The following is an 18,978-nucleotide window of genomic DNA, read 5'->3' on the forward strand; positions in this document are numbered from 1 at the left end:
CCCGCTACAATTTTTTGCCCGTTCTAAAGGCCGTCCAGCTGCCTCGGGCGCTCCTGTGGCTCTGTGGGAGTGCTCCAGACAAGTGCTCGCCATCCACAGGAATCTCATGAAACCCGCCCGACTACGCGCCGACCTGCTCGCCGGCCTCACCACCTCGTTCGCCCTGGTGCCCGAGTGCATCGCCTTTGCCCTGGTGGCTCACCTCAACCCCTTGATGGGCCTGTATGGCGCATTCATCATCTGTACCCTGACTGCGCTGTTCGGCGGTCGGCCCGGGATGATCTCCGGCGCCGCTGGCTCAATGGCCGTGGTGATCGTCGCGCTGGTGGTGCAGCACGGCGTGCAGTACCTGCTGGCAACGGTGTTGCTGGGCGGTGTGGTGATGATCCTGTTTGGTCTGCTGCGCTTGGGCAAACTGGTGCGCCTGGTGCCGTACCCGGTGATGCTTGGCTTTGTGAACGGTTTGGCCATCGTCATCGCCATGGCTCAGCTTGAGCATTTCAAGGACGGTGAGCACTGGCTCAGTGGTGCGCCGCTGTACCTGATGATCGGCCTGGTAGCGCTGACCATGGCGGTGGTTTATGTGCTGCCGAAGCTGACCCGCGCAGTTCCGCCAGCGCTGGTGGCGATCCTGGGTGTTGGCCTGCTGGTGTACCTGCTAGGGCTGCCCACCCGCACCCTGGGTGACATGGCGCACATCGCGGGTGGCCTGCCAGGGCTGGCGCTGCCGGATGTGCTCTGGAACCTGGAAACCCTGAAGATCATCGCCCCCTACGCGGTGCTGATGGCCATGGTCGGCCTGCTGGAAACCCTGCTAACCCTCAACCTGACCGATGAAATCACCGAGAGCCGAGGTTTCCCGGACCGCGAGTGCGTGGCGTTGGGCGCGGCTAACATGATCTCGGGCCTGTGCGGCGGCATGGGTGGCTGCGCGATGATCGGGCAGACGGTGATCAACCTCAGCTCCAATGGCCGCGGCCGGCTGTCGGGGGTGGTGGCCGGGGTAATGATCTTGCTGTTCGTGTTGTTCCTGTCACCGCTGATCGAGCGCATTCCGCTGGCGGCACTGGTGGGGGTGATGTTCGTGGTGGCCCAGCAGACCTTTGCCTGGGCGTCGCTGCGGGTGCTTAACAAAGTACCGGTGAACGATGTGCTGGCGATCATTGCGGTCACTGTCGTGACAGTGTTTACCGACCTGGCCATGGCGGTGCTGTTCGGCATCATCATTGCGGCCCTTAATTTTGCCTGGCAGCATGCGCGGGAGTTGTATGCGGACTGCCATGAGGATGCGCAGGGCGGCAAGCATTATCAGGTACATGGCACGCTGTTCTTTGCCTCTACCACCTCGTTCCTCAATCAGTTCGATACGGCCAGCGACCCTGCTCAGGTTACGCTGGATTGCCAGCATCTGAGCTTTGTCGATTACTCGGCGATTGCGGCATTGAAGACCCTGCGTGAGCGGTATGCCAAGGCGGGCAAGCAGTTGCGCGTGGTGCACTTGTCGGAGCGCTGCAAGAAGCTGTTGAGGCGGGCGGGGGAGCAGCACTGAAGGTGAGTGGGTGCCTGTGCTGGCCTCTTCGCGGGCACAGGCAAACCAATCACTCCCCGCGGTTCTTCTTCACAATGGCATCGGCAATGCTTGCCGGTGCCTCGGCATACCGGGTGAACTCCATCGAAAAGCTCGCCCGGCCCTGGGTCATCGAGCGCATCGAGGTGGCATAGCCGAACATTTCGCCCAGCGGCACCTCGGCACGGATCACCTTGCCTGCCGGCGTTTCGTCACCGTCCTGAATCATCCCGCGGCGCCGGCTCAGGTCACCCAGAATGTCGCCCTGGTACTCCTCCGGCGTCACCACCTCCACCTTCATCACCGGCTCCAGCAGCACCGCGCCACCTTTCTGCGAGAGCTGTTTGGTGGCCATCGACGCAGCGATCTTGTAGGCCATTTCGTTGGAGTCGACGTCGTGGTAAGAGCCGTCGAACACCGCGGCTTTGAGGTTGATCAGCGGGTAACCGGCAAGCACGCCGTTCTTCATTTGTTCCTCGATGCCTTTCTGGATCGCCGGAATGTACTCGCGTGGTACCACGCCACCGACGATCTCGTTGATGAACTCCAGGCCTTCCTTGCCTTCGTCGCCGGGGGCGAAGCGGATCCAGCAGTGACCATACTGGCCACGGCCGCCGGACTGGCGGACGAAACGACCCTCGATCTCGCAGGTATTGCGGATTTTTTCGCGGTAGGCCACCTGCGGCTTGCCGATGTTGGCCTCGACATTGAACTCGCGGCGCATGCGGTCGACGATGATGTCCAGGTGCAACTCGCCCATGCCAGAGATGATGGTCTGGCCGGTTTCTTCGTCGGTGCGTACGCGGAATGACGGGTCTTCCTGGGCCAACTTGCCCAGGGCGATGCCCATTTTTTCCTGGTCGGCCTTGGTCTTCGGCTCGACGGCCACGGAAATCACCGGGTCGGGGAAGTCCATGCGCTCAAGGATGATTGGCTTGTCCATGTCGCACAGGGTGTCGCCGGTGGTCACGTCCTTCATGCCGATCAGCGCGGCGATGTCGCCGGCGCACACGTCTTTGATCTCTGCGCGCTGGTTGGCGTGCATCTGCACCATGCGGCCGATGCGTTCCTTCTTGCCCTTGACCGAGTTGAGTACCGCGTTGCCCGAGCTGAGCACGCCGGAATACACCCGGGCAAAGGTGAGGGTGCCGACGAAGGGGTCGGTGGCGATCTTGAAGGCCAGGGCCGAGAACGGTTCTTTGTCGTCGGCGTGGCGCTCCAGGTGCTTCTCTTCGTCGTCGGGGTCGGTGCCCCTGATCGCCGGGATTTCCGACGGGGCCGGCAGGTAGTCGATCACCGCGTCGAGCATCAGCGGCACGCCTTTGTTCTTGAACGAGGAGCCGAGGATGGTCGGTACAATTTCGTTGGCGATGGTACGTTGGCGCAGCGCAGCCTTGATCTCGTCGACACTCAATTCCTCGCCTTCGAGAAACTTCATGGTCAGCTCATCGCTGGCCTCGGCTGCAGCCTCGATCATATGCGCACGCCATTCGTCGGCCAGCGCCTGCAGTTCTGCGGGAATGGGTTCTTCGCGGTAGCTGGTGCCCTGGTCGGCATCGTTCCAGTAGATGGCCTTCATTTTCACGAGGTCGATTTGGCCGACGAAGTTTTCTTCGCTGCCGATGGCCAGCTGGATGGGTACCGGATGGTGCCCCAGGCGCTGGTCGATCTGTTTGACCACGCGCAGGAAGTCGGCGCCCTGGCGGTCCATCTTGTTGATGTAGGCCAGGCGTGGCACATGGTATTTGTTGGCCTGGCGCCAGACCGTCTCGGACTGTGGCTCCACCCCGTCAGCGCCGCTGAACACCACCACCGCGCCATCGAGCACGCGCAACGAACGCTCCACCTCGATGGTGAAGTCGACGTGGCCGGGGGTGTCGATGATGTTGAAGCGGTACTTGTGCGCGAACTGTTTGGTCGAGCCTTGCCAGAACGCCGTGGTCGCCGCCGAGGTGATGGTGATGCCGCGCTCCTGCTCCTGGGCCATCCAGTCCATGGTTGCGGCGCCATCGTGCACCTCGCCCATCTTGTGGTTGACCCCGGTGTAGAACAGGATCCGCTCGGTAGTGGTGGTTTTGCCGGCGTCGACGTGTGCGACGATGCCAATATTGCGGTACAGCTCGATGGGCGTTGTGCGGGCCATGGCGGACTACCTGCGGATGGGCGGATTCCACCACGTTAGCAGACCGGTGGAATCCTGCCCTGCCGCCGGGCCGTCAGTCGGCTTGGGCTTGCAGCATCCACTGGCCATCCACTTCACGGGCCAGGCCGCTGGCTGGCAGCAGGGCCAGCAGGCGCGGGTGCAGGGCGGCCTCGGTGAAGGTTTTGAGGGTGGTCAGGTCCAGCGCGCCGACCAGGTTGAGGTCGGCTTTTGTGTACGACAGCCAGGCCTTTTTCAGCGCTTGGGCAACATCGCTACCCGAGGTGCTGGCGAAGCGGCGGTGCCATTGGCGGCCGTCGAAGGTGAAGCTGTGGGTGTGACTGTAGGTGCTCTCGTCGCCACCTTCGGCGCAACGGTGGCAGCGGCACGGGCCTTCGCCGAAGGCATTGCGCAGGTAGCTGTTGAAGTCCACGACGGGCTTGAGGGACAGGCGTTTGTCGACATCGAACAGGTCGGCGATCAGGGGTTCTTCGGCGCTCACTCGGGATCCTCGTGTGGTGTGGCGTGCATCGGCGGGCACCCTAACAGATCGGGGCATTCAGATCACCTGTAGAGACAACCGGGACCGCCTGCCGTACTCTACGCGCCCATACGCCTAAACACCCACTGAGGTAACCCCGCTTGAGCACCAAGTACCCGTACATCGCCACCGTGACCATCAGCGCCGAAGACCGTGGCGGCGATGCCGAGGCCTCGGAAAACCCCAACATGCGCGTTGGCCTGGAAGCGGTGACCGAAACCCTGAAGAAAGTGCATTTCGTCGGTACGCTCGCAGCCCCCGAGAAATCGGCCACGCACATTTGCGTGACCCTGGAGAACGGCCTGACCTACTACGGCCCGATCGTCAACGGCCATGCCGAACTCGAAGGCGGCTGGATTGCCTTCGAGTCCGACATGCTCACCCCGCAAGAACTGGGGCTGTAAGCCTCAGTTCAGCTCGGCCAGGCACTGCTCGAGGATATCCAGGCCTTCTTCGAGCACCTCGGCCTCGATGGTCAGTGGTGCCAACAGGCGGATGATGTGCCGTGCCTTGCCGCTGGGCATCAGTAACAAGCCCTTGGCCCGCGCGGCGTCCATCACCTTGGCCAGTTGTGCCGGCGCCGGGCTGCCATCGGCATTGACGAACTCGATGCCACGCATGGCGCCCACGCCGGTCAGGCGGCCGATGAACGGGCACAGGCCCGAGGCCTGCCAGCGCTGGTGGCGGCTGACGATGGCCTGCTCCTGGCGCTCACCCCAGGTGGCGATGTTCTCGTCGGTCATCTGCGCCAGGCTGGCCAGCGCCGCCGCACAGGCAACCGGGTTGCCCGAATAGGTGCCGCCCAGGCCGCCCTTGGGCAGGGCTGCCATCAATTCCTTGCGCCCGACCACCGCACCCAGTGGCATGCCGCCGGCAATGCTCTTGGCCAGCAGCAACAGGTCGGGCTCGATGCCAAGGCGTGGGAAGGCGAAGCGTTGGCCGGTGCGGCCGAAGCCCGACTGGATTTCGTCGATGATGATCAGGATGCCGCGCTCGTCGCAGAAGCGGCGCAGGGCCTGGGCGAAGGCGGGGTCAAGGGCGAGGAAGCCGCCTTCACCCTGCACCGGCTCGAAAATGAACGCTGCCACGTCTTCCACAGCCAGTTCGACGCTGAACAGGCGGTCCATGGCCTTGAGCGCCTGCTCGCAGGTTACGCCGGTGTCGGCGCTGGGGTAGGGCAGGTGGTACACCGGCCCAGGCAGTTCACCGACCCGCTGTTTGTACGGGGCGACCTTGCCGTTGAGGTTCAGGGTGGCCAGGGTGCGGCCGTGGAAGCCGCCGTCGAAGGCGATGATGGCCCGCTTGCCGGTGGCGCCGCGGGCAACTTTCAGGGCGTTTTCGGCCGCTTCCGCACCGCTGTTGGTGAGCATGCCGGCCAATGGGTAGCTGACGGGCACGAACTCGCTCAGTTGGTCCATCAGTGCCAGGTATGGGCCGTGTGGGGCGGCGTTGAAGGCGTAGTGGGTCAGGCGGGTGGCCTGGGTCTGGATCGCCTCGACCACGGCGGGGTTGCAGTGGCCCAGGTTGAGCACACCGATACCACCGACGAAGTCGATGTAACGTTTGCCGTCGGTGTCCCAGACTTCGGCATTACGGCCATGGGAAAGTGTGATCGGGTGAACGATGGCAATGGATTGGCTGATACTTTCCTGGTTCATGGGCACGCGGGACCTTGTTCGAGTTTCTTATTATCCAAGCGTGTTGGCGGGTTATACCGCAAACGAATTATTCGATTGCGGTCATTCCGTGGATTCGTGATCTGGCTGGTTTTTGCATCTGCCATTCCGGCCCTATCGCCGGCAAGAGTCATCAATCCCCCTCAGCCACCCGCTCCCGAATCCACTGCACAAAGGCCCGGATCTTGGGCACTTCGGCCGCGTGCTCGGCATGGGCGATGAAGTGCCGGCCATTGCTCGCCACCGGGTGGTCCCAGGCCACAACCAGCTTGCCCTCGCTCAGTTCCTCTGCCACCAGGTAGCGCGGAATCAGGGCGATACCGCAGCCTGAAATTGCTGCGCGAATGCACAGGTAGAACGTGTCGAAACGCGGCCCGTGGTAGCTGTTCTGGCTATGCAGCCCCAGCCCCAGAAACCATTCGTGCCAGGCCTCCGGTCGCGACACGCATTGCAGCAGCCGGTGCTCGGTCAACGCCTGGGCACTGTCGAAGCGGTGATTGGCCAGCAGCTGCGGGCTGCACACCGGCACCACTTCTTCGCTGAACAGCTCGATGCAGGTTGCCCCGGGCCAGGTGCCCTGGCCGAAGAAAAACGCGATGTCTGCCTTGGCCTGTACCAGGTCGAAGGGCTCCAGTTCGTTGCGCACGTCCAGGTGGATGCGTGGGTAGCGGTCGCCAAAACCCTTGAGTCTGGGCACCAGCCAGCGGGCGCCGAAGGTGGGTTGGGTGGCGATGCGCAGCACTTCGGTTTCATCGCCGTAGCTGAGGATGTAGCGGCTGGAAATGTCGATCTGGGTGAGGATCTTGTTCACTTCGGTGAGGTACAGCGCGCCGGCCGGGGTCAGGTGCAGGCGGCGGCGAATGCGCTGGAACAGCGAGTGCGAGAGCATGTCCTCAAGCTGCGCCACCTGCTTGCTGACGGCGCTCTGGGTCAGGTGCAGTTCCTGCGCCGCGCGGGTGAAGCTGAGGTGGCGGGCGGCCGCTTCGAAGCACTGAAGGGCGGTGGTCGAAGGCATCAGGCGTTTGGACATGACGGGCAAATACCGAGCAAAAAAGGAAGAAGTTCATTCCAAAGCGGAATCATGTGGTTCGAAAAGGTCGTTTGTTGACCCCGGCCTATAGATTAATACTGACCTGGATCAACGATTACAACCGGTCATGCGAAGAGGAGGTCAGTACCCGCTTCCGGCATCTGCAAAAACAACAACAACGACTATCAGAAATTTAAAAGAATTCTGCTCCGACCTTCAGCCGCCTCGCTGCGGCCGACCCATTAGAGGGTTCTTCATGGCTTCGCAAGACAACAAGAAACAGCGTTCCCTGCAACACGGCCTGACCTCCCGTCAGGTTTCCATGATTTCCATTGCGGGCATCATCGGCGCCGGGCTGTTCATCGGCTCCTCCAACGCCATCGCCACCGCCGGCCCGGCCATCCTGATCTCCTACGCCATGACCGGCCTGCTGGTCTTGCTGGTGATGCGCATGCTGGGCGAAATGGCCATCGCCAACCCCAACAGTGGCTCGTTTTCCACCTATGCCTCAGAAGCCATTGGCCCATGGGCGGGCTTTACCATCGGTTGGCTGTACTGGTGGTTCTGGGTGCTGATCATTCCGGTCGAGGCCATTGCCGGTGCGGACATCCTGCATGCCTACTTCCCTGGGGTGCCATCGTGGCTGTTCGCCTTCCTCATCATGCTGGTGCTGTCGTGCACCAACCTGATCAGCGTGAAGAACTTCGGTGCCTTCGAGTACTGGTTCGCCCTGGTCAAGGTGGTGGCGATCATTGCCTTCATCGTGGTCTGCACCTTGGCCGTGTTCGGCTTCTGGCCGCTGGCCGAAGTGTCCGGGGTCAGCCGACTGTGGGACAACGGCGGCTTCATGCCCAACGGCTTCGGGACCGTGCTGGGTGGTGTACTGATCACCATCTTCTCGTTCTTCGGTGCCGAAATCGTCACCATTGCCGCTGACGAAACCGCCAACCCGAAAGACAAGATCCGCCGTGCCACCAACCTGGTGGTGTACCGCATCGCCATCTTCTATCTGGCGTCGATTTTCCTGGTGGTGTCGCTGGTGGCCTGGAATGATCCTGAACTGAAGGCGGTCGGTTCGTTCCAGCGCGTACTGGAGGTGCTGAACGTGCCGGGTGCCAAACTGCTGGTTGACCTGGTGGTGCTGGTAGCGGTGACCAGTTGCATGAACTCGGGGCTGTATACCGCGTCGCGCATGCTCTATTCGCTGGGTGCCCGTGGTCAGGCTCTGAGCGTTACCAAGCGCATCTCCGGCTCCGGCGTACCGACCGTGGCGGTGATCTTCTCTACCCTGGCAGGCTTTGCCGGTTGTTTCGTCAACTATGTGTTCCCAGGCAAGGTGTTCGGCTTCCTGCTGTCCACCACCGGCGCCATTGCCTTGCTGGTGTACCTGGTGATTGCCGTGTCGCAACTGCGCATGCGTGCCCGTGCCGAGCGTGAAGGGCGTCCGCTGGAACTGAAGATGTGGCTGTTCCCGTGGCTGACCTGGCTGGTGATCGGCACCATCGTCATGGTGCTGGGCTACATGCTGTTCAGCGATGCCTACCGCTACGAAACCCTGATGACTGCTGGCGTAACCCTGTTCATCCTGCTGGTTTCGCTGACCCAGCGGCGTGCCAAGGTGGTTGCCCAGACGGCCTGATGTTTCTGCTTTAATGGGGGGGCGTTGCGCGCCCCCATTTCAATAAGCACAGGAAGCGTATGAACGATCAAGCCCTTTCCCTCCAGGCCCTCGCGGCACCCGATGGCACGTGTTATGGCTGCGGGTGCTCCCACCCCAGCGGGCTGCACCTGCAAAGCCACTGGGACGCCGACGACGTTCATCTGATATGCCGCCATGCGCCCGACAGCACCTTCATCGGCTGGCCCGGCCTGGTTTACGGCGGCCTGCTGGCGATGCTGGTCGACTGTCATTCCAACTGGACGGCCATGGCTTACCACTACCGCAATGAAGGCCGCGAGCCGGGCAGCCTGCCGCGCATCGACTGCGTCACGGGTACGCTCAACCTGACCTACCTGAAACCCACGCCCATGGGCGTCGAGCTGTTGCTCAAGGCGCGTGTGGAAGGGGACGTGGGGCGAAAGAGCCGGGTGATCTGCGAAGTCTGGGCCGACGATGTGCTGACCGTGACCGCCGACTCGGTGTTCGTGCGTGTCGACACCGAAAAGCTCAAGTTCAAGGCACATGCAAAGTTCTGATGCATGAGACTGGAGGCGGCCTCCGCGCCGCTCGCGGGTAAGTTCGACTAACCGGTTAGCTGAATCTGCCTACAGCCGTTTCGAGCAGAGGTAATTATTTCCCACGCTGGAGAGTCAGTCGTACCACGCTATTGATGCCTAGACCAGGCGCGGCTGAACGCCGCGCCATTCTTGATCAACAACGTTTCAGCAATAGCCAGCGTTCATGGTTAAACATAGAGTGTTCTTTCCTATGAACCCAGGGACCGACCATGACTAATTTGAGCTTGTTTCCCATTACTCGCAAATGGCCTGCGAAATACCCTGAGCGGTTGCAGCTCTATTCCCTGCCGACACCCAACGGCGTCAAGGTGTCGATCATGCTCGAAGAAGTCGGCCTGGCCTACGAGGCGCACAAGGTCAGTTTTGACAACGATGACCAGTTGAGCCCCGAGTTCATTTCGCTCAGCGCGAATAACAAGATCCCGGCCATTCTCGACCCCCACGGGCCGGGTGGTCAGCCGCTGCCGTTGTTCGAGTCAGGGGCGATCCTGCAGTACCTGGCGGAGAAAAGCGGCCAACTGCTCAGCCAGGACCCTGCCCAGCGTTACCAGACCCTGCAGTGGCTGATGTTCCAGATGGGCGGCATCGGGCCGATGTTCGGCCAGGTCGGCTTTTTCCACTTCTTTGCTGGCAAGGAATATGAAGACAAGCGTCCGCGTGATCGCTATGTCAACGAGTCCAAACGGCTGCTGGGTGTGCTGGATCGGCACCTGAAAGGGCGGAAGTGGATGGTTGACGAATACAGCATCGCCGACATCGCCATCTTCCCGTGGGTACGCAACCTGGTGGAGCGTTACAACGCGCGGGAGTTGGTAGGCTTTGATCAGTTCAAGGAAGTGCAACGGGTACTGGCGGCCTTCCTTGAACGGCCAGCCGTGCAGCGCGGCCTGAAGATTCCCGCCTGACAGACCTAGAAGACCTGGTTCAACAACCAGTACAACGACCCTGCCAGCACCATGGCTGCCGGCAGGGTCAGCACCCAGGCCATCAGCAGGTTGATCAGTGTGCGTTTCTGAATGCCTGAGCCGTTGGCGACCATGGTGCCGGCTACACCAGAGCTCAGCACATGGGTGGTCGAAACCGGCAACCCGAACATGTCCGCCGCGCCGATGGTGCACATCGCAACCACTTCAGCCGAGGCGCCCTGGGCATAGCTCAGGTGGGCCTTACCGATCTTCTCGCCCACCGTCACCACGATACGCCGCCAGCCAACCATGGTGCCCAGCCCCAGCGCGATGGCCACGACCACCTTCACCCACAGTGGAATGTAGCGGGTGGCATCGTCCAGCTGTGCCTTGAACAGTTCTACATGGCTTCGGGTGTCAGCATCGAATGCCACCAGGTGTTTTTTTTCGATCAGGCGAATGGCTTCGCTGGTCAGGTACATGTCGTTGCGCACATTGGCCATGGCTTCGGCCGGCACGCGCTTGAGCGAGCCATAGCCTTTGACCTGGTCGCCGATCATCCCGGTCAGCGCCGCGAGTGCCGGTACCAGTTGCGGGCTGGCCGTGGGCTCGGCAATGAACAAGGTCAGTACCTGGCGTGGGTCGGCCGGGGCCGCTTGCGGGTGGCTGCGCACCAGCGCCTGGCGGGTTACTTCGGCGATGGCCGAAAACTGCAAAGCCTGTTCGTTGGGCATGGTCTTGTTCAGGGCATAGGCCATGGGCAGGGTGCCGACCAGGATCAGCATGATCAGGCCCATGCCTTTTTGGCCGTCGTTGGAGCCATGGGCAAAGGATACGCCGGTGCAGGTGAGGATCAGGACGCTGCGGATCCACCACGGAGGGAGGGTGCGGCCTTCCGGCGCCTGATACAGGTCCTTGCGCTTGACCAGTGCACGCAACGCCACCAGCAACAAGGCCGCGCAGGCAAAGCCGATCAGGGGTGAGAACAGCAAGGCATAGCCGACTTTGCTGGCTTGGGCCCAGTCCACGCCACTGGTGCCGTCACGCCCATGCATCAGCGCGTTGGCCACACCCACGCCGATGATCGAGCCGATCAGCGTGTGGGAGGACGATGCCGGCAGGCCCAGCCACCAGGTGCCGAGGTTCCAGATGATGGCTGCCAGCAGCAGGGCGAAGACCATGGCAAAGCCGGCCGAGGAGCCGACCTGCAAAATCAGCTCCACCGGCAGCAGGGCAATGATGCCGAACGCCACCGCGCCGCTGGAAAGCAACACGCCAAGGAAGTTGCAAAACCCGGACCAGACGACCGCCACCGGTGCCGGCAGCGAGTGGGTGTAGATGACCGTGGCGACGGCATTGGCGGTGTCATGAAAGCCATTGACGAATTCAAAGCCCAGGGCAATCAGCAGCGCCAGGCCCAGTAGAAGGAACGGTGTGACCGTGGTGATCACCGTGCCGCTGGCCGTCACATCCTGTTTCAGGCTCCAGACGGTATAGGCAATGCCGGCCAGTAGCAGGCCGAAGAACAACACGAGGGTGGCGCGCCCTGGCGTGTGGGCAAGCTGCAGGCGGGAGTCGCGCTGGGCCAGTTGCGGCTGGCTGGCCAGTGGCGGGGTTGCCATGGGTGCTCCGGTTGGCGTTGGGCGTGGGTGCCGAAGGCCTTGAGCATAGAAACAATTCGTAACCCGGCCGTGACCTCGATCAATGAATTGTCTAGTCTCAAGACAAACGGTAATGGCAGGGTCGTGCGACGATTCGCTACGAAAAAACGCGATGCGTATCCGCAGGGGCGGTGTTTGTGCGACCGTGTGTCATCCCCGATGAGCGAAATGCGATGCCTTTACAGTTAACCCCCGCCAGCGACCGCCACTGCACCTTCGCCCGCGACCTCACGCGCCGCGCGATGTTGCCGTACTACCGCGAATACGACCTGTTGTGGATCGAAGAAGCCTTCGACGAGGCCTGGGGCTGGCGCGAGCAGTGGCTGGTGACCGAAGGCGACACCCTATTGGGTTTCTGCAGCCTCAGCCATGACCGCCAGGCGTTGTTCATCCGCGAGTTGCACCTGTTGCCCGAGCACCGTGGGCGCGGGGTCGGCAGCTGGGTATTGGAGCAGTTGGCGCTCTGGGCCAGGCAGCGGCGCCTGCCGCTGCTGCGGCTAATGGTGTTTCGCAGCAACCCGGCCCGTCAGCTGTATCAGCGCCACGGTTTCGTTGAAATGGGAAAAGACGATTGCTTTGTGCGTATGCAGCGCGCCATCAACTAATGGCCCAATGATGGCTTGTCGCGGTCCAAGAGCATGTGCATAGTGGATCCACGTGCCTAGAGCTGTCTGCAGAGGGTGGGCCGGGCACCAGGGATATCAAGGAAGAGGAGAAACTCCAATGAATGGAATCGGTCCGCGGCTGCGGGAAGAGCGCGAACGACTGGGCATGACCCAGCGAGTTTTTGGCGATATCGGCGGTGTCGAGCCCAATGCTCAGGGCAAGTATGAAAGCGGTGAGCGTACCCCTCGGATCGATTACCTGGCCGCGTTGGCTGTCAGGGGGGTGGATGCGCTGTATGTGCTTTGCGGTACACGCACCCCTGTACCGCTCGAAGGTTTGAGTACGGATGAGCCCGGTTTGCTGGAGGCATTCCGCCAACTGCCGTTCGAGGATCAGGCGGCGATTTGGCACCTGTTGGGGCGTTTGTCCAGCAACGGTAAACCCCGGAAAACAGCGAGGCCTCTGCCCGTTAAGCATCAGGTGTTTCTGACGGAATCAATGCGTTAGGCCCACTGTGAAAAATTTTGTTAAGGTGGCGGGATCCAATCGCCCTGCTGACGAGGTGTGTGCTTGATTAGGGTCTTAGTGGTCGATGATCACGATCTGGTACGAACCGGTATTACGCGCATGCTCGCCGACATCGACGGCCTGCAGGTAGTGGGTGAGGGGGACTCGGGCGAGTCGGCGCTCAAACTGGCCCGTGAGCTCAAGCCGGATGTGGTGCTGATGGACGTGAAAATGCCCGGCATCGGTGGCCTGGAGGCTACCCGCAAATTGCTGCGCAGCCATCCGGACATCAAGGTAGTCGCCGTGACGGTGTGCGAGGAAGACCCGTTCCCCACGCGCTTGCTGCAGGCCGGCGCTGCCGGCTATCTGACCAAGGGGGCAGGCCTTGATGAAATGGTCCAGGCTATTCGGCTGGCCTTTGCCGGCCAACGCTATATCAGCCCGCAGATCGCCCAGCAGTTGGCACTGAAACCGTTTCAGCCGCAGGGTTCGCCGTTTGACGCGTTGTCCGAACGGGAAATCCAGATTGCCCTGATGATCGTCGGCTGCCAGAAAGTGCAGATCATCTCTGACAAGTTGTGCCTCTCGCCCAAGACCGTCAATACTTACCGTTATCGGATCTTTGAAAAACTCTCGGTCACCAGCGACGTCGAACTGACCTTGCTGGCCGTTCGCCACGGTATGGTCGACGCAAGCCTGTAAACCTCATGTCTCAAGTGTTTGATGCCAGCGCATTCCTGGCGACCTGCAGTGGGCGGCCGGGCGTTTACCGGATGTTCGATGCCGAAGCCCGGCTGCTTTACGTGGGCAAGGCCAAGAACCTCAAGAAGCGCCTGGCCAGCTATTTCCGCAAGACTGGCTTGGCGCCCAAGACTGCCGCGCTGGTAGCGCGCATTGCGCAGGTCGAAACCACCATCACCGCCAACGAAACCGAGGCGTTGCTGCTGGAACAGAACCTGATCAAGGAGTGGCGCCCGCCCTACAACATCCTCCTGCGCGACGACAAATCCTACCCCTATGTGTTCCTGTCCGATGGCGAGTTCCCACGGCTGGGCATTCACCGTGGGGCGAAAAAGGCCAAGGGCCGCTACTTCGGCCCGTACCCCAGCGCCGGTGCCATTCGCGAAAGCCTCAGCTTGCTGCAAAAGGCCTTTTCCGTGCGCCAGTGCGAGGACAGCTATTACGCAAACCGCACCCGGCCTTGCCTGCAGTACCAGATCAAACGCTGCAAAGGGCCCTGCACCGGGTTGGTGACTGCCGAGGAATATGCGGAGGATGTGCGCCACTCGGTCATGTTCCTGGAAGGGCGTAGCCAGCAGTTGGGCAACGAATTGAATGCCGAGATGGAAACGGCCGCCATGGCCCTCAATTTCGAGAAAGCTGCCGAACTGCGTGACCAGATCGCCCTGTTGCGGCGCGTGCAGGACCAGCAGTACATAGAAGGTGGCAGTGGCGACGTCGACGTCATCGCCGCTTTCGTCAACCCGGGTGGCGCCTGTGTGCACCTGATCAGCGTGCGCGGTGGGCGAGTACTGGGCAGCAAGAACTTTTTCCCGCAGGTGGGTATCGAGGAAGAGGTGGCCGAGGTCATGGCCGCATTCCTTTCCCAGTACTACCTGGGCAACGCAGAGCGCGAACTGCCGGGCGAGTTGATCGTCAACGTGGTTCACGAAGACTTCGAAGCCATCACCGAAGCGCTGCACACGCTGCGTGGCCGCGAGCTGACCATCAGCCACCGGGTGCGCGGCACACGCGCCCGCTGGCAGCAGCTGGCCGTGACCAACGCCGAGCAGGCGCTCAACGCCCGCCTGGCCAACCGCCAGCACATGGCTGCCCGCTTCGAGGCCCTGGCCGAAGTGCTGGGCCTGGATGAAGTGCCGCAGCGTCTGGAGTGCTACGACATCAGCCATTCCAGCGGCGAAGCCACCGTGGCCAGTTGCGTGGTGTTCGGCCCCGAAGGCCCGCTGAAGTCCGATTACCGTCGGTTCAACATCGAAGGCATTACCGGCGGTGATGACTATGCCGCCATGCATCAGGCGCTGACTCGCCGCTACGGGCGTATCAGGGACGGCGAGGGCAAGCTGCCCGATGTGTTGCTGGTGGACGGCGGCAAGGGCCAGCTGAACATGGCACGCGATGTGATGCAGGAATTGGGCTTCAACGACCTGACCCTGCTAGGCGTGGCCAAAGGCGTCACCCGCAAGGCAGGCTTCGAGACCCTTTATCTGAACGACGTGCACCACGAATTTACCCTCAAGGGCGATTCTGCCGCACTGCACCTGATCCAGCAGATCCGCGATGAAGCCCACCGTTTTGCCATCACCGGTCACCGCGCCCGTCGTGGCAAGGCCCGTCGGGTCTCCAGCCTTGAAGATGTGGCCGGGGTAGGGCCGAAGCGCCGCCGTGACCTGCTGAAACATTTCGGCGGCCTGCAAGAGCTCAACCGCGCCAGTATCGATGAAATCGCCAAAGCCCCCGGCATCAGTAAAAAGCTTGCCGAATCAATTTATGCCAGCCTGCATAGCGAGTAGAATGCCGGGCTCAACTTGCAGCCAGTCGTACCGATGAATATTCCAAACCTGCTCACCGTTCTACGCGTCCTGCTCATCCCGATCTTCATCCTGCTGTTCTATGTGCCCTATCACTGGAGCTACATGGCCGCCAGCAGCGTGTTCGCCGTTGCCGCTGCCACCGACTGGCTGGACGGTTACCTGGCGCGTCGCCTGCAGCAGAGCACGCCGTTCGGTGCCTTCCTGGACCCGGTGGCCGACAAACTGATGGTGGCCGTGGCCCTGGTGCTGCTGGTGCAGACTCACGCCAACTTCTGGCTGACCCTGCCGGCTGCAGTCATCATCGGCCGCGAAATCGTGGTGTCGGCACTGCGCGAGTGGATGGCCGAGCTGGGCGCACGCGCGCATGTGGCGGTGTCCAACCTTGGCAAGTGGAAGACGGCAGCGCAGATGCTGGCACTGGTGATTCTGCTGGCCAACCCACCGGCGGTGACTTTCTGGGTCATCCTGGGTTACGGGCTGCTGCTGGTGGCGGCGGGGCTGACGCTGTGGTCGATGGTGCACTACCTGCTGGCCGCCTGGCCGCACCTGCGCGAAGGTTCGGAGCAGAAATAAAAGTTTTTTGAATCAAGGGGTTGACGCTGTTTTAGAAATCGCTAGAATGGCACCCATCACGACGCGGGAATAGCTCAGTTGGTAGAGCACGACCTTGCCAAGGTCGGGGTCGCGAGTTCGAGTCTCGTTTCCCGCTCCAAATTCGATCCTCAGTGCGTCGCTGGGATCAAAAAGAAGAGGCCGAAAGGCCTCTTTTTTTATGCCTGCGTTTTTTCAATCCCTCCTCCCTCGCTGTTGCAGGCGTGTAACCCGCAGGGCCGGCATTCAATTTTTCCGGTGTCAACCTTGCCATCACCACGCCGTTCGACGCCCAAGGCAAAATCGACTATGCGCGATTCGAAGCGCTGATTGAGCGTTACATTGCGGCCGGTGTTCATGGTTTTGTGCTGAGCTCCGGAACCGGAATGCATGTGTACCTGAGCAAGGATGAGTCCAAAGAGCTGGTCGCTTTCGGCTCGAAAATCATCAACGGTCGCCCTCGCGTGATCGCTCAAACCTCTGCCTTGCTGGCAGATGAGGTCGTTGAGCGTACCCGCTCTCCACGCAGCAGGTTAGCCGTACGATCCGAAATCTGTGGGTTTTGCTCAACAACCATTTTGATGTGGTCCTGATCGCATCCCGCAGGGGTATTCGCAACGACTTTCCCCATGAAATCGACAGTTGCAGCGGGACCCACCCCGCCTAAGATTCCGAGTTTAAACGGCAGAGCACGCGGATTACCCGGCCCCCGGGTGGCGAAGGTGGCGTAGATTTCATTGATATCCAAGGTAGGTATCCCGCGCCGCTGGAGATCAGCACAGACCAGAGACAACTCGGCCATACCTGGCACGATCAACGTAGCGCCATTGTCCTGCACCGATAAACAGGCTTGATGGATGGTTGTAGCGGCGGTTGGCTGGGGCATTCATCAGGCCCAGAAACCAAACAGCACCAACGCCGCCACACCAAGCACGACCGCAATCGAACAACCACCCAGCGACAGCGCTGCTCGGCCTTGACGATACCAGCCGTCATGGCCAAGCTGCCGAGCCGGTGCCAGCAGGCTGCGCCAGCGCAGTTCTGTTTCGTGAAACGCTTGAAGGTTCGCGGTGTCCGCGTCCAGCCAGCGACGAAAGTCGATCCGCTCGCACGCCGTCACCTGTGGGCTTTGCAAGCGCACATACCATTGCCCGGCAACACTTGCCAGCACGTCCCGGCGCGAGCGGCCGGCCTGCAACGCCTGGTCCATGTGCCGCTCGATACTGGCCAATGGCAGGTCGAGGCGGGCGGCGATGCTGGCGAAGTCCAGTTGATCGAGGCGGTTGAGCAGGAACACTTGCTGTACGCGCCGGGGCAGCCGCTTCAGGGCATGCAGCAGGGCGTGGTCGGCATCCTGTTCGGCAACTGGGCCTGGGTGCTCAAGGGGCAGTAGCAGACGGGTCATGGACAGCTCCTTGCTTTACAAAGGGGAGGGGATGGGGGCATCTTCCTTGATGCGTGATCAGCGTAGATGAAACGAGATTGATTCTCAACTGCTGATTCCGCAAAGTTTTGTAATGAGCGTTCACGCCCTGAAACACCTTTGCTATCATGCGCGCCATCACGATCTTCGTTAGCCTGAAGAACCAAAAAAAAGACCCGGCAAAAAGCCGGGTCAAAAACCGTGATTAGCCTGATGAGGAGATAATCTGAGAGCGACCTAAGCTCCAGGTTATCCAGCGGATCTCGCGATCAGCTGAGTGCAATAATAATCGTTATCATTTGCCAGTCAAATGAATTTTCGTCCTTTCGGTAAAAAAGTTTTACCGATGCGCTTCCTTGTCCCGGCAGTCGGGGCCTTTGCCGTTACGCGGCTATCACGTTCTCTCCCTTCTTTTTTACTCAATAGTCCGGATCGGCGGCGCGTTTGTGCTCCAGCAGCGCGCGGGCCATGTCCATCATGTGCATCAAGGCGAAGGTCAGCTCGCGCTGGCTGCCGTGCTGGTGGGTGGCTGTTTCCTGCGCGGTGGCGGCAGCGCAGCGCAGCAGGGCGATGGCGTGCTCCTGGGCCTGGTCGCCGGTTACGCCCTCGTGCAAGGTCCAGATCTTGTTGTCCAGCGTGGGGCGTGGCGGGTTGGGGTTGAGGTAGTAGTCGAGGGCGCGGCGGGCGGCTTCGCTGTCGAGATCTGTTTCGTCGTTTTTCGGTGGTTTCATCCTGATACCTGCTAGAGCCAGTAAAGGTAGGGGTGAAACCAATACTAATACCTGAAGTATTTTTTCGCCCTTTGATAAATAATACTGAATGTTTATTGAGCGGTTCAGGGCAGCCCGTATCGTGCCAGCGATGAATATGGATAAATGGATTGCCCTCGTCCGTGACCGGATGGAGGAGCTAGGGCTTACCCAGGAGCAGCTTGCCGAGCGCGTTGGTGTGTCTCAAGGCAGTGTGGGGCATTGGGTGAACAAGCGGCGTCAGCCGAAAATCGAGTCGATGAACCGCACGTTTGTCGAGATTGGCATGCCCCATTACAACGTCAGCCTGCAGCTGCGCATTCAGGGCCAGGTTGGCGAGGACCGTGGCGCCTACGGGGTGGATGATGCCGAGGACGACCTGGACCTCATGCAGTACATCGTGTGTTTCCGCTACCCGGTCAAGGACTGGAGTGAGTTGGGTGCTACAGATGTTGAGGAGCCCAGCGTGTTCGAACAGACGGATTACCTGGCCCAAGGCAAAGCATTCTGGCTGACAGTTGAGAACGACGCGATGAGCGCCGTCAGTGGTCGCAGTGTGCCACAGGGCATGCGGATGCTGGTTGATCCTGGGGTGGAAGTTGAGGGGGGGCGTTTGGTTATCGCTCGTCAGCCGGGCAAACCGGCGATTTTTCGCGAGTTGGCTGAGGACGGCGGGCAGCGGTACCTGAAGGCCCTCAATAACAACTACCCGACGCTGCTCTGTGAAGAAGGTTGCGAGTTTCTTGGAGTGGTCGTGCGAGTGCACGGTGCCTTCTAGAATGAAGGGGCTGC

General features: G+C 61.1%; 19 protein-coding genes, 1 tRNA gene and 1 pseudogene. 13 read left to right on the top strand and 8 right to left on the bottom strand.

Annotated features, from left to right (window positions below; translation table 11 throughout):
- The first annotated feature begins 106 nt into the window (after positions 1 to 106).
- Complete coding sequence (locus ACF8R4_RS24360) at positions 107 to 1,549, top strand: SulP family inorganic anion transporter (protein WP_060497810.1); 1,443 nt, start codon at positions 107 to 109, stop codon at positions 1,547 to 1,549.
- Positions 1,550 to 1,598: 49 nt separating this feature from the next.
- On the opposite strand, the gene fusA is transcribed toward ACF8R4_RS24360, so the two are convergent.
- Together fusA and ACF8R4_RS24370 are read right to left on the bottom strand one after the other, a co-directional pair.
- Entirely contained in the window at positions 1,599 to 3,710 is a 2,112-nt protein-coding gene (fusA, locus tag ACF8R4_RS24365) for an elongation factor G (RefSeq protein WP_060497809.1), read from the bottom strand.
- A 73-nt stretch (positions 3,711 to 3,783) separates the two neighbouring features.
- A complete protein-coding gene (locus tag ACF8R4_RS24370) occupies positions 3,784 to 4,209 on the bottom strand; it encodes a hypothetical protein (RefSeq protein ID WP_060497808.1) in 426 nt (141 codons plus the stop codon).
- Positions 4,210 to 4,349: 140 nt separating this feature from the next.
- Between ACF8R4_RS24370 and ACF8R4_RS24375 the strand changes: the two genes are divergently transcribed.
- A complete protein-coding gene (locus tag ACF8R4_RS24375; RefSeq protein WP_060497807.1) occupies positions 4,350 to 4,652 on the top strand; it encodes a hypothetical protein in 303 nt (100 codons plus the stop codon).
- Between the two features lie 3 nt (positions 4,653 to 4,655).
- On the opposite strand, the gene ACF8R4_RS24380 is transcribed toward ACF8R4_RS24375, so the two are convergent.
- Positions 4,656 to 5,906, bottom strand: a complete 1,251-nt coding sequence (locus tag ACF8R4_RS24380; protein ID WP_060497806.1) for an aspartate aminotransferase family protein — start codon at positions 5,904 to 5,906, stop codon at positions 4,656 to 4,658.
- Positions 5,907 to 6,057: 151 nt separating this feature from the next.
- Positions 6,058 to 6,954 (bottom strand): transcriptional regulator GcvA, encoded by an 897-nt coding sequence (gene gcvA, locus ACF8R4_RS24385; protein WP_164524836.1) that lies wholly within the window; start codon positions 6,952 to 6,954, stop codon positions 6,058 to 6,060.
- A gap of 256 nt (positions 6,955 to 7,210) precedes the next feature.
- Between gcvA and ACF8R4_RS24390 the strand changes: the two genes are divergently transcribed.
- The 3 genes from ACF8R4_RS24390 to ACF8R4_RS24400 all read left to right on the top strand — a co-directional run bounded on the left by ACF8R4_RS24390 (position 7,211) and on the right by ACF8R4_RS24400 (position 10,097).
- Positions 7,211 to 8,593, top strand: coding sequence for an amino acid permease (locus ACF8R4_RS24390; RefSeq protein ID WP_104834300.1), 1,383 nt, complete (start codon positions 7,211 to 7,213; stop codon positions 8,591 to 8,593).
- 59 nt (positions 8,594 to 8,652) lie between these two features.
- The gene (locus ACF8R4_RS24395) at positions 8,653 to 9,150 is read left to right on the top strand and encodes a PaaI family thioesterase (protein ID WP_060497803.1); all 498 of its coding nucleotides are present in this window, start codon (positions 8,653 to 8,655) and stop codon (positions 9,148 to 9,150) included.
- A gap of 251 nt (positions 9,151 to 9,401) precedes the next feature.
- Complete coding sequence (locus tag ACF8R4_RS24400; protein ID WP_156867580.1) at positions 9,402 to 10,097, top strand: glutathione S-transferase N-terminal domain-containing protein; 696 nt, start codon at positions 9,402 to 9,404, stop codon at positions 10,095 to 10,097.
- Between the two features lie 5 nt (positions 10,098 to 10,102).
- On the opposite strand, the gene ACF8R4_RS24405 is transcribed toward ACF8R4_RS24400, so the two are convergent.
- Positions 10,103 to 11,719, bottom strand: a complete 1,617-nt coding sequence (locus tag ACF8R4_RS24405; protein WP_060497801.1) for an inorganic phosphate transporter — start codon at positions 11,717 to 11,719, stop codon at positions 10,103 to 10,105.
- Between the two features lie 212 nt (positions 11,720 to 11,931).
- On the opposite strand from ACF8R4_RS24405, the gene ACF8R4_RS24410 reads away from it, so the two are divergent.
- The 7 genes from ACF8R4_RS24410 to ACF8R4_RS24440 all read left to right on the top strand — a co-directional run bounded on the left by ACF8R4_RS24410 (position 11,932) and on the right by ACF8R4_RS24440 (position 16,607).
- On the top strand, positions 11,932 to 12,363 hold the full coding sequence (locus ACF8R4_RS24410; RefSeq protein ID WP_060497800.1) for a GNAT family N-acetyltransferase: 432 nt from the start codon (positions 11,932 to 11,934) through the stop codon (positions 12,361 to 12,363).
- Between the two features lie 118 nt (positions 12,364 to 12,481).
- Positions 12,482 to 12,871, top strand: coding sequence for a helix-turn-helix domain-containing protein (locus tag ACF8R4_RS24415; RefSeq protein ID WP_060497799.1), 390 nt, complete (start codon positions 12,482 to 12,484; stop codon positions 12,869 to 12,871).
- A gap of 63 nt (positions 12,872 to 12,934) precedes the next feature.
- Positions 12,935 to 13,573, top strand: coding sequence for a UvrY/SirA/GacA family response regulator transcription factor (gene uvrY, locus ACF8R4_RS24420; protein ID WP_003251380.1), 639 nt, complete (start codon positions 12,935 to 12,937; stop codon positions 13,571 to 13,573).
- A gap of 5 nt (positions 13,574 to 13,578) precedes the next feature.
- Positions 13,579 to 15,402, top strand: a complete 1,824-nt coding sequence (uvrC, locus tag ACF8R4_RS24425) for an excinuclease ABC subunit UvrC (protein WP_060497798.1) — start codon at positions 13,579 to 13,581, stop codon at positions 15,400 to 15,402.
- Positions 15,403 to 15,435: 33 nt separating this feature from the next.
- A complete protein-coding gene (gene pgsA / locus ACF8R4_RS24430; RefSeq protein ID WP_060492890.1) occupies positions 15,436 to 15,996 on the top strand; it encodes a CDP-diacylglycerol--glycerol-3-phosphate 3-phosphatidyltransferase in 561 nt (186 codons plus the stop codon).
- 63 nt (positions 15,997 to 16,059) lie between these two features.
- Positions 16,060 to 16,135, top strand: a tRNA-Gly gene (locus tag ACF8R4_RS24435).
- Positions 16,136 to 16,316: 181 nt separating this feature from the next.
- Entirely contained in the window at positions 16,317 to 16,607 is a 291-nt protein-coding gene (locus ACF8R4_RS24440; RefSeq protein ID WP_232905558.1) for a dihydrodipicolinate synthase family protein, read from the top strand.
- Here the strand turns inward: ACF8R4_RS24440 and ACF8R4_RS24445 are convergent.
- The 3 genes and pseudogenes from ACF8R4_RS24445 to ACF8R4_RS24455 form a co-directional block, all read right to left on the bottom strand.
- Positions 16,532 to 16,873, bottom strand: a pseudogene (locus ACF8R4_RS24445) (aspartate racemase); the annotation flags it as partial. The gene ACF8R4_RS24440 and the pseudogene ACF8R4_RS24445 sit on opposite strands and share 76 nt — an antisense overlap.
- 30 nt (positions 16,874 to 16,903) lie before the next feature.
- Complete coding sequence (locus ACF8R4_RS24450; protein WP_060497794.1) at positions 16,904 to 17,419, bottom strand: DUF4880 domain-containing protein; 516 nt, start codon at positions 17,417 to 17,419, stop codon at positions 16,904 to 16,906.
- A gap of 437 nt (positions 17,420 to 17,856) precedes the next feature.
- Positions 17,857 to 18,168, bottom strand: coding sequence for a DUF6124 family protein (locus ACF8R4_RS24455; protein ID WP_060497793.1), 312 nt, complete (start codon positions 18,166 to 18,168; stop codon positions 17,857 to 17,859).
- Between the two features lie 88 nt (positions 18,169 to 18,256).
- Here ACF8R4_RS24455 and ACF8R4_RS24460 point away from each other — a divergent pair, with 88 nt between their 5' ends.
- A complete protein-coding gene (locus tag ACF8R4_RS24460; protein ID WP_060497792.1) occupies positions 18,257 to 18,964 on the top strand; it encodes a S24 family peptidase in 708 nt (235 codons plus the stop codon).
- Positions 18,965 to 18,978: the final 14 nt, after the last annotated feature.

The organism is Pseudomonas sp. FYR_2 (assembly GCF_043106425.1).
Classification (GTDB): domain Bacteria; phylum Pseudomonadota; class Gammaproteobacteria; order Pseudomonadales; family Pseudomonadaceae; genus Aquipseudomonas; species Aquipseudomonas monteilii.

Bases quoted from the DNA above. Each gene is read 5' to 3' on its own strand.
- ACF8R4_RS24360 (WP_060497810.1), top strand. From the start codon at position 107: ATGAAACCCGCCCGACTACGCGCCGACCTGCTCGCCGGCCTCACCACC.
- ACF8R4_RS24395 (WP_060497803.1), top strand. From the start codon at position 8,653: ATGAACGATCAAGCCCTTTCCCTCCAGGCCCTCGCGGCACCCGATGGC.
- ACF8R4_RS24410 (WP_060497800.1), top strand. From the start codon at position 11,932: ATGCCTTTACAGTTAACCCCCGCCAGCGACCGCCACTGCACCTTCGCC.
- ACF8R4_RS24405 (WP_060497801.1), bottom strand. From the start codon at position 11,719: ATGGCAACCCCGCCACTGGCCAGCCAGCCGCAACTGGCCCAGCGCGAC.
- fusA (WP_060497809.1), bottom strand. From the start codon at position 3,710: ATGGCCCGCACAACGCCCATCGAGCTGTACCGCAATATTGGCATCGTC.
- ACF8R4_RS24380 (WP_060497806.1), bottom strand. From the start codon at position 5,906: ATGAACCAGGAAAGTATCAGCCAATCCATTGCCATCGTTCACCCGATC.
- ACF8R4_RS24400 (WP_156867580.1), top strand. From the start codon at position 9,402: ATGACTAATTTGAGCTTGTTTCCCATTACTCGCAAATGGCCTGCGAAA.
- ACF8R4_RS24455 (WP_060497793.1), bottom strand. From the start codon at position 18,168: ATGAAACCACCGAAAAACGACGAAACAGATCTCGACAGCGAAGCCGCC.
- uvrC (WP_060497798.1), top strand. From the start codon at position 13,579: ATGTCTCAAGTGTTTGATGCCAGCGCATTCCTGGCGACCTGCAGTGGG.
- gcvA (WP_164524836.1), bottom strand. From the start codon at position 6,954: ATGTCCAAACGCCTGATGCCTTCGACCACCGCCCTTCAGTGCTTCGAA.
- pgsA (WP_060492890.1), top strand. From the start codon at position 15,436: ATGAATATTCCAAACCTGCTCACCGTTCTACGCGTCCTGCTCATCCCG.
- ACF8R4_RS24450 (WP_060497794.1), bottom strand. From the start codon at position 17,419: ATGACCCGTCTGCTACTGCCCCTTGAGCACCCAGGCCCAGTTGCCGAA.
- ACF8R4_RS24415 (WP_060497799.1), top strand. From the start codon at position 12,482: ATGAATGGAATCGGTCCGCGGCTGCGGGAAGAGCGCGAACGACTGGGC.
- ACF8R4_RS24460 (WP_060497792.1), top strand. From the start codon at position 18,257: ATGTTTATTGAGCGGTTCAGGGCAGCCCGTATCGTGCCAGCGATGAAT.
- ACF8R4_RS24390 (WP_104834300.1), top strand. From the start codon at position 7,211: ATGGCTTCGCAAGACAACAAGAAACAGCGTTCCCTGCAACACGGCCTG.